Below are 7,398 nucleotides of genomic sequence, written 5' to 3' on the forward strand. Positions count from 1 at the left end.
GCATCTAAAAAAATTAATTTGTACAATACTGAGGAGACTGAACGGTTTAATAGCCCCCCCTATTTGTCTTTTTGTTTTCATTCTTTTTCCCTTAAAATGATGTAATAGATACACTCATTTTAGTGCAGAAGTATTACTGGTATATTACCTCATCCTCTAAAACACTCCACCATTGCTTTGAGTTCTTTTTTGTCTATCTGCACGGACTTGTCTCCACTCTTTTTGGCATAGAGTTTGCGTACCATCTCCTCTACTGCTTTGTCTTCACTCATATGTCCATAAAGCAATTTAAGGGCTTCCTCCTCTTTGAACGGGCTTGGTTTTCGTTTGAATGCAGGCAGGAATTTAGTCAGATACATCACCAGCATACCAAGTACAAAGGAAACAGCGATCATCCACCATGCTACAGTCTGTACGCTCTTAGCTTTTGAGCCAGCATTATCCTGACCTTTTGGTGTTACTGGTTTTATATCTGTCTGAACAATACCTGCAGCAGGTGAGCTTTGAGACACAACTGCTGCTTTGTTTCCTGCTACTTCTACCTTATAACTTGGTACATGAAGCTGTTTCACCTCTTTGGTTTTTGTATCATACACAGAAATCGTTTTTGAAGGTATGGTAAAATCATGATCTGAGATAAAAACAAACTTTTTCACATAGCTGCTCTTGATATGTTTGTTTACTACCTGTGTCTGCACTTTGGCATCATCGCTGTAAACAGTTACACCGTCAATATCATAGGCAGGAAATTCAAAATCTTCAAGATTTCCTTCGCCTTCTATCCTGACAGTAAGGTTCACCGGTTTATTTGCTTTGGTTTTTGGTCTGTCCAGACTGCTTTGGAGTGTAAAATTCCCTACCAGATCTGTATCATCGGGTATCGGTTTGACTTCTATATCTATCGTATTGGAGGCAATAGGCGTCCATACTGTACCATAGTTACCAAATATATCTCTTCTGCTCATATCAGCTACCCCTACTTTTGCAGTGGCAGGTCCTACAGTAAAATTACCCTCTTTTTCCGGTGTTAACAGATAATCCAGTTGGGTCACCTGATAGTTGCCCTGCATATAACTTTTTTCGCTGCCCAGCTCTTTAGTGAAAAATCCTTTGAAGTCAGGTTTCTGATACTGGGGTTGCTGTGAAAGTCTTACACTTCTGCCTACTTTAAAATAGACACTCACAAGCAACGGCTCTCCCACCATCACACTCTGTTTGTCTGCTTTTAATGCCAAAGCAAAAGGCTGACTGCCTCCTGTTTGAGGAGCATTGGCTTTTACCACTTTTAATGTGATAGGGTTTGTTTTATAGATTTTTCCGTCTATATTCACACTATAGGCAGGAATGGTCATGTCATGCTGTGGTGCAAAAGTAAGCACAAGACTTGTACTGCGGTCTGTTGTCATCTTTCCGTTAATATAACTGATAGAGTTATTGGAACGTTGAGAACTTCCCAATACTTTTGCATCTCCTATCATTTTAATGTTGGGAAATGCTGCCCTGTTTCCATGCGCAACAATACGCAGCTGTGCCATATTGCCCTGTACCACTTCACTGTTTGCAAGCTGTGCTTCAACGGAAGCGGCAAGTAAAAGCGTAGTGGGCAAAAAAAGAGTGGCTAATAAAAGTAATAGTTTTTTCATATTTTTTCTCCTAAATAAAAGTAGTTTATCTCTACCATGGCTTAACATTGTCGTCCCTTTTGTGTTTTTTGTTTTCACCCATCTGATAGATCATTGTCGGGGTCTTCTTGGCTCCCATCTTTTTAAGCAGTCTTTTGAGCTCCTGTGCTTTCAGCTTCTGCGCTTTGCTCATCTTTTGCTTTTTAGGCTCTCCTGAAGTTTTATCACCTTTTTTCTCTTTAGGCTTTTTTTCTTTTTTTGAGTTGGAAGGCTTTTTATTTCCCTCTTTTTTCTTCTCATCTTTTTTCTTTTGACCATTTTGTTTTTTCTGATCCTGTTTTTTCTGATCTTTTTTCTTTTGATCAGACTTCTTTTTATTTTGTTTGTTTTGGTCTTGTTTCTTATTTTGTTTATTTTGGTCTTTCTTTTTTTGCTGATCTTTATTTTTCTTTTGATCTTTGTTTTGTTTGTTTTTATTCTGTTTTTTCTTATCGTTTTTTTTCTTGTTGTTTTTCTTTTTCTTTTGGTCTTTTTTCTGTTGTTTCTTTTTCTTCTCTTCTTGCTTTTTCTTCATCTTTTTTGCCAATTCCAAATTGAAACGTGTATCTTTATCTTCTTTGATCTTCAAGGCTTTTTCGTATGTTTCTATGGCTTTATCCCACTTCTTTTTCTGAAAATAACTGTTTCCTACATTGTGAAGACGCTGATGTTCATCTACACCTTCGGCCTGTGTATATGCCTTAAGCGCTGCATCATACTTACCTGCTTTATAATAGGCATTTCCTATATCATACTCTTTCTGGGGTGTTTTAGATTCTAATCCACCCAAAAGTGCTGCACTCTTTGTATATGCTTTGCTATCATATGCTTTTTTTGCATTTTCTATCGTTTTAAAATCAGTAATTCCTCCATAGAGGAAAGTGAATAGTACATAAGGAATAGTGAATAGTATTATCAGTTTTTTCATATTTCACCTCCATTTTTCATTTTTAATTTTTCATTTTTACTTCTTTTAGGCATAGAACTCAAAGCGATCAGCAACAACAGTAAACCCAGTCCTAACGGATAATAGAAAAGTTCTACACGCTGTCTGATCTTCACTTCTCCCTGCTGCTGATTTGTATACTTGCTCTTAATAAGAGAGGCGAGCTTCTGCATATCTTCTTTTCCATTACCTGCTACCACATAGGCACCACCATTGGCTTTTGCCAGTTTCCCCAAAGCATCATTTCTTTGGGTAATAGCGATTGCACCACTCTTAAGACTCATAGGTTTACCATTCTTGTCCAATACCGGAGCCCCCTTGGTCGTACCCACCAAAACGACATACAGATCAATATGGTTCTCTTTTAAAAGATCACCAAATCCTGCGATCGCTTCTTCATCTCCACCGTCTGTAAAGAGTATGAGTATTTTTGGATCTTTCTTTTCCAACAGTTGAGCTGCCTGTTCTGCCAATGCTCTAAAATCAGTAGAACCCATATTGATATAGCTGTCATCTACCCCCGCTGCCATCATCTTCAATGTCTCTTTATCTGAGGTGAACGGTGCCAGCACAAAAGGAGAGTAGGCAAATGCCATGATCCCTATTTCATCACTTGGCATCGCATCAAAAAGTTGATTCATCTTCTTTTTGGCAAACTCTAAACGGTTGGGGTAGACATCTTTACTACGCATAGAACCGGAAATGTCCAAGGCTGTCAAAAGAGTCAAGCCCTGTATCTCTACTGTTTTATCTCCTTCATCAATGACTGGTCTGGCGAGGGCTACGATCATTAAAAATATCGCAGCGAACATCGTAATATTCCGCACCATCAAAGGCATACTCTCATTCGCTGCACTCAGCCTGTTCAGTACCTTTTCATCAAAGATGCGGGAAAGCCTCTCTTTGTTCGTACTGATGAGAAAGGCAAAGAGCACAAAAGGGATGATAAGTATCCAAAATAAGTAAGGATTAACAAATTCCATTTACACTCCTTTACTGTTTCTAAAATAGACAAACAACAACAGACTCAATACTGCCAGAAAGAGCGGATAAATATACAAATAGGTATGCTCTACTACTTTCTTATCATTAAGTTTACTTGCTTCAAGTTTGTCGATCTCATTATAAATTTGATTTAATGCTTGTGCATTTCTTGCCCCAAAGGCTTTACCTTTTCCTGCCTGAGCCAGTGCCTGCAGATACCTGCCATCATAGTCTCTCGATCCTCCTATACCAATGGTATAGAGTTTCACATTCCTCTTTTCGATCATACTTTTTACATCTGAAAAAGGGATCTTACTCATATTGTCTATCCCATCAGTGAGAAGTATGACTATTTTTGACTTGGCTTTACTCTTGCTCAGCAGATTATATGCCTGTACCAATGCATCATTGATCGCCGTACGTTTTCCTGCCATGCCGAGTTTTTGCATTTTTGTAATATTGGTCAAAAATTCTTTTTCAAAGGTCAAAGGGGAGGCGATAAATGCCACATCGGCAAATGTTACCATCCCTATGCGGTCATTCTTTCTTTTTTTGATGAAATCACCTACCACTTCTTTGACCACATCAAATTTACTTTTGAAAATATCATTGGGATCAAAACCCTGTTGCCGCATGGAATCACTTGAATCCAGAACTAACACAATATCTCTTCCCTCTTTTTTGGAGTTGGAATAACTCTTGGTGATCACAGGCGAAGCCAAAGCAATCACTGCTGAGACGATTCCTATCCACTTTAGCCAACTAAGCAAAGAGCTCTTTTTTGCCGTTTTGGCGATGAGTGTACCTACATGTGGAAAGAAAATAGCACGACTGCGCTCTTTACACCATTTGGAACAAATGTAAAAAAGTAGAATTAACAGTAAAAATAACGGATATTCAAAACTAAATTGACTCATCTGCCACCTGCACATAGAGGTTGAATGCATTACGTGTATCATCATCCACAGTATCTACCTCTTTTTTATATTTGTATTTCTCCAGCATTGGTTCAAGCTGTGAAAAGAGCTCTTTTCTTCGCTCATCCGTAGCTAAAAGTCTTGCATAATGTGTTGCTTCATAGGCACTTTGTTTGGTATTTTTCCAGTCAATTGCTTTGAGTTTTTCAAGATACCCTTTGGCAAGATTTATTTTTCTATTTTCCCAAAGTCTCTTGAGAGTAAAAAAAAGTATACCAAGAAGCAGCACACTTCCTACAATGATGAGTCCCCAGTAAATATAGAAAGTATTATCAGGAATCTCCAGCAATGGCTTTATATCTTTAAGTTGTGCTGTTAAATTTTGTTCATTCATTGCTATTCTCCTCTTATCGCATGGATTTCATCAGTTTTAAGCCGGCATCTTCATGCGTATATATCTTCGTAAAACGAATACCCTGCTTCTTAAACTGCTTGTAGAGTTTTTCATCATTATCGTGCAATGCTTTTTTATAACTCTTCAGTGTACCACTGTCAATGTTGCCTTCAAAGCTCTGCTTTGTCTCCATGTCTATGAGTCTCAAGTAACCCAGTTCCGAAGGATCTTCTTCAAAGCTGTCCCGCACGATTACAGCAAAAACATCATGCTTTTTACTCAAAAGTTTCAAATCAATATCACCTACAAAATCTGAAATGATGAAAAGCAGTGCTTTCTTTTTAAGTCGGTTATTCAGGGTTTTTACCAGTGCCTTAAAGTCTCCCTCTTTCCCAAGAGGATCAAATCCAACTGACTCCTCTACTGCTTTATGCACAGAAAAAAGTTTTTTACTGGGCTTACTCAGATCATACAGTTTGTCTGCAAAAAGCAAATGTGAAAAGAGATCCGCATTTTTTACAGCAGAAAAACCTAAAGTACCCACTACTTCGGCAAGTACATCTGACTTCTGTCTGACAGTACCAAAATACATAGAACCCGGTAGCATGGAAACCACAACAACATTAAGCTCACGCTCTTCTTTATAGACTTTTACGAAAGGTTTACCCAGTTTTGCCGTTGTCTTCCAGTCTATCTTACGAACATCATCTCCATAGACATACTCCCGAAGCTCGGCAAATTCAAAGCCTTCGCCTTGAAACATAGATGCATTGTTTCCAAGCATATCTCCATAGACTTGCTTTTTGGTTTTAAGAATGATCTTTTTAGCTTTTTTATTCATCGTTACCCTACAATTTTACGGAATTGGAACTGCCGCAAGAATTTTTCCAATAATATAGTCTTGCGTAATATCCTCAGCCTGTGCTTCATAACTTAAAATAATTCTATGACGCAATATCTCTTTGGCAATATACGCTATCTCTATAGGCGAGACATAATCCTGTCCTTTAAGGTAAGCGATCGCCCTGCTTGCTTTGTACATATCAATACTTGCTCTTGGACTCGCACCAAACTCTATGTAGGCTTCCAGTTCTTCAAGACCATAGGCTTTAGGATCACGTGTAGCAGCAACAAGCTCAATGATATACGCTTCTATCTCTTCATCCATGTGTACCTGCATTGCTTCTTCTCTGATCTTCTCAAGATCTTCTTTGGTAGCGACCTGCTGTATGCTGCCAAAGCTGTTGTTGGCTACACGTCTTGCGATCTCAAGCTCTTCTTCTTTTGTGTTGTAGCCCACCACCACTTTCATCATAAACCGGTCGAGCTGTGCTTCAGGGAGTTCATAGGCACCCTCCTGTTCTACAGGGTTCTGTGTTGCCATAACAAGAAAAGGAAGATCGATCTTAAAAGTTTCATCACCGATGGTCACCTGACGCTCCTGCATCACTTCAAGCAGTGCAGACTGTACCTTTGCCGGAGCACGGTTGATCTCATCTGCAAGTAGCAGGTTGGTAAATACCGGTCCCTGTTTGATCTTAAAACTGTTATTGGAAGGGTCATAGATCTCTGTTCCTATGATGTCTGAGGGCAGTAGATCAGGGGTGAACTGTACACGTTTGAAATTCAGCCCCAGTGTCTTTGACAGTGCATTTACCGCAGTGGTCTTTGCAAGTCCGGGTACACCTTCAAGTAAAATGTGTCCACGACAAAGAAGTCCTGCCAGCAGTCCTTCTACCATCTTGTCTTGACCGACAAGTACCTTTGAAATTTCCGTTTTGATATTTTGAATAATTTGACTCAAGTTTTTCTCCTGAATGATTGATTAGGAAAAGTATACTTGAGTGAGGTTAATTGAAGTTTAATGACAAAAAATAATCAACCTTGATTATTATATTCAAGTCCCCATAGTGGGATACTTGAATTTTACCATACGCCTATTCTTGGTAAGCTGCTTTACCTTTGGAGACACAAACTGTTTTTGTACCATTATCTTTATGGACTACCTTTACTTCCGTATTATCCTCCAAAGCAATGACCTTGTCTCCTTTTTTTAGTGTTATTGAACCGTTACTGCATGATGCGATTTCTTTTTCCTTTACTACTTCAAATGCTGTCACTACCAATGCTGCTGAAGGATTGCCTGCTGCATCTATTACTGTGATCGTACAGTCATTATATGTTCCGTATGCAAGTGTATTAAAAGTGATTGTATTGTCCCCTGCCACTGCAATGGTCGTTACTGAATCACATGAACCTCCATAGGTGATCGTTCCGACTTCATCTGATGAGAAGGTGTAATTAGGTGTATTATCACTTGTCGGTGTCGGCACTGCTATTACTTCTGCTAAAGTTGGTGCCGTCACATCATCTGTCGGTGCATTTCCTCCACCACAGGCACTCAGAAAAAATGCACTTACGGTACCAAGTATGATCATATTTAGTTTTACTGCTCTCATTATTTGCCTCCTATGATGAAATACTCATTCATCTTTA

Annotated in this window: 8 protein-coding genes; all 8 read right to left on the reverse strand. The window is 39.0% G+C overall.

Features of this window, described 5'->3' with window-relative positions:
- Positions 1-149 precede the first annotated feature (149 nt).
- Positions 150-1,643 (reverse strand): BatD family protein, encoded by a 1,494-nt coding sequence (locus MVE01_RS03015; protein WP_472560682.1) that lies wholly within the window; start codon positions 1,641-1,643, stop codon positions 150-152.
- Between the two features lie 31 nt (positions 1,644-1,674).
- A complete protein-coding gene (locus MVE01_RS03020; protein WP_472560683.1) occupies positions 1,675-2,589 on the reverse strand; it encodes a tetratricopeptide repeat protein in 915 nt (304 codons plus the stop codon).
- On the reverse strand, positions 2,586-3,590 hold the full coding sequence (locus MVE01_RS03025) for a vWA domain-containing protein (RefSeq protein ID WP_472560684.1): 1,005 nt from the start codon (positions 3,588-3,590) through the stop codon (positions 2,586-2,588). The genes MVE01_RS03020 and MVE01_RS03025 overlap by 4 nt, the downstream gene beginning before the upstream one ends.
- The gene (locus tag MVE01_RS03030; protein WP_472560685.1) at positions 3,591-4,508 is read right to left on the reverse strand and encodes a vWA domain-containing protein; all 918 of its coding nucleotides are present in this window, start codon (positions 4,506-4,508) and stop codon (positions 3,591-3,593) included.
- Positions 4,495-4,902: a hypothetical protein gene (locus tag MVE01_RS03035; protein ID WP_472560686.1), complete on the reverse strand. Its 408-nt coding sequence runs from the start codon at positions 4,900-4,902 to the stop codon at positions 4,495-4,497. The genes MVE01_RS03030 and MVE01_RS03035 overlap by 14 nt, the downstream gene beginning before the upstream one ends.
- Positions 4,903-4,915: 13 nt before the next feature.
- Positions 4,916-5,743 carry a DUF58 domain-containing protein gene (locus MVE01_RS03040; RefSeq protein ID WP_472560687.1) on the reverse strand — a complete coding sequence of 276 codons (828 nt, stop codon included), beginning with the start codon at positions 5,741-5,743 and terminating at the stop codon, positions 4,916-4,918.
- A 15-nt stretch (positions 5,744-5,758) separates the two neighbouring features.
- Complete coding sequence (locus MVE01_RS03045; RefSeq protein ID WP_472560688.1) at positions 5,759-6,706, reverse strand: AAA family ATPase; 948 nt, start codon at positions 6,704-6,706, stop codon at positions 5,759-5,761.
- Between the two features lie 133 nt (positions 6,707-6,839).
- Entirely contained in the window at positions 6,840-7,361 is a 522-nt protein-coding gene (locus MVE01_RS03050) for a hypothetical protein (protein ID WP_472560689.1), read from the reverse strand.
- Between the last annotated feature and the right edge of the window lie 37 nt (positions 7,362-7,398).

The sequence above is a fragment of the Sulfurovum sp. genome (assembly GCA_026990595.1).
Taxonomy (GTDB): Bacteria; Campylobacterota; Campylobacteria; order Campylobacterales; family Sulfurovaceae; genus Sulfurovum.

What these genes read in the sequence shown, in the direction of transcription:
- MVE01_RS03015 (WP_472560682.1), bottom strand. Translation starts at nt 1,643, where the DNA reads ATGAAAAAACTATTACTTTTATTAGCCACTCTTTTTTTGCCCACTACG.
- MVE01_RS03020 (WP_472560683.1), bottom strand. Translation starts at nt 2,589, where the DNA reads ATGAAAAAACTGATAATACTATTCACTATTCCTTATGTACTATTCACT.
- MVE01_RS03025 (WP_472560684.1), bottom strand. Translation starts at nt 3,590, where the DNA reads ATGGAATTTGTTAATCCTTACTTATTTTGGATACTTATCATCCCTTTT.
- MVE01_RS03030 (WP_472560685.1), bottom strand. Translation starts at nt 4,508, where the DNA reads ATGAGTCAATTTAGTTTTGAATATCCGTTATTTTTACTGTTAATTCTA.
- MVE01_RS03035 (WP_472560686.1), bottom strand. Translation starts at nt 4,902, where the DNA reads ATGAATGAACAAAATTTAACAGCACAACTTAAAGATATAAAGCCATTG.
- MVE01_RS03040 (WP_472560687.1), bottom strand. Translation starts at nt 5,743, where the DNA reads ATGAATAAAAAAGCTAAAAAGATCATTCTTAAAACCAAAAAGCAAGTC.
- MVE01_RS03050 (WP_472560689.1), bottom strand. Translation starts at nt 7,361, where the DNA reads ATGAGAGCAGTAAAACTAAATATGATCATACTTGGTACCGTAAGTGCA.